Annotated in this window: 1 protein-coding gene; it reads left to right on the top strand. The window is 52.3% G+C overall.

The genetic code is table 11. The features are described from left to right. Positions 1-646 (top strand): IS66 family transposase (gene tnpC / locus PMI35_RS16265; protein ID WP_008059715.1); only part of this gene is annotated, 646 nt, incomplete at its 5' end. Positions 647-1,123: the final 477 nt, after the last annotated feature.

Here is a 1,123-nt window from a genome sequence, read left to right as displayed (position 1 = left end):
TTATCGCGGCTATGTGATGACCGATGATTACGCGGGCTATAACGCCTTGGCGTTGCAACCGGGGGTTGAACGGCTGGCCTGCTTGGCCCATGCGCGCCGCAAGTTTGTCGAGGCTCAGAAAGTGCAGCCGAAGGGCAAGACGGGACGTGCCGATATCGCCCTAACAATGATCAACAAGCTGTATGGCATCGAGCGCGAGCTCAAGGACAGCGATGATGAACAGCGTTTAATCGGCCGTCAGCAAAAGAGCGTACCGATCCTGGCTCAATTGAAAAGCTGGTTGGAGAAAACGCAGCCCCAAGTCACGCCACAAAGTGTGCTGGGCAAGGCTGTTAACTATCTTGCCAACAACTGGAGCCGGCTGGAGCGGTACGTGGAAGCCGGCTTTTTACCGATCGACAACAATGCGGCCGAACGGGCGATAAAACCGTTCGTTATCGGTCGTAAGGCGTGGCTGTTCAGCGACACGCCCAAAGGCGCTACCGCCAGTGCTCAGATCTACAGCCTGGTGGAGACCGCCAAGGTCAACGGCCAAGAGCCTTATACGTGGCTACGCCACGTACTGGAGCAGTTACCACATGCGCAGTCGGTGGCGGACTATGAAGCGTTGCTGCCGTGGAACTGTTCGCCAGAGATACGACGTTAAGCCTGACCCTATCGTGGGTGGTTGGATCGTACGCTATCGAGACCTTTCGATATCCTTTGCTGTACCGCCAAATCCACCCCACACGTAATAGACTCGGGACGTTTTTTGGGTCTCCAAAGCCCTGTAAAAACGGAAAATCCTACCCCCGGTACAAAAATAGTCCTACCCCCGGTACAGGTCAAAAATGGCTCACATGAGCACAGATAGGGCGTACTTCTCCATTTTCATGGCATTTATGTGGCATTTGAATGGCACTTAAATACCACAAAAATAGGGCCCATCCTTTGTGCCACCTGAAATACCTGGCCTTGGCATTTTTATGCCACTGAAATAACCAAACTTTGGCATTTTTGTGCCACTAAAATAGCCAAACATTGGCGTTCTTATGCCAGCAAAATGGTAGGTGAGCTATTTATGTGCCACAGGTAGAGAAATATGGGGCACCGCGTCTGGGATCAAGTGGTGACTTTGAATGTG

This window comes from Pseudomonas sp. GM78 (genome assembly GCF_000282475.1).
Taxonomy (GTDB): domain Bacteria; phylum Pseudomonadota; class Gammaproteobacteria; order Pseudomonadales; family Pseudomonadaceae; genus Aquipseudomonas.
The sequence above is the reverse complement of the archived record's forward strand: the minus strand, read 5'-3'. Positions and strand labels throughout refer to the sequence as shown.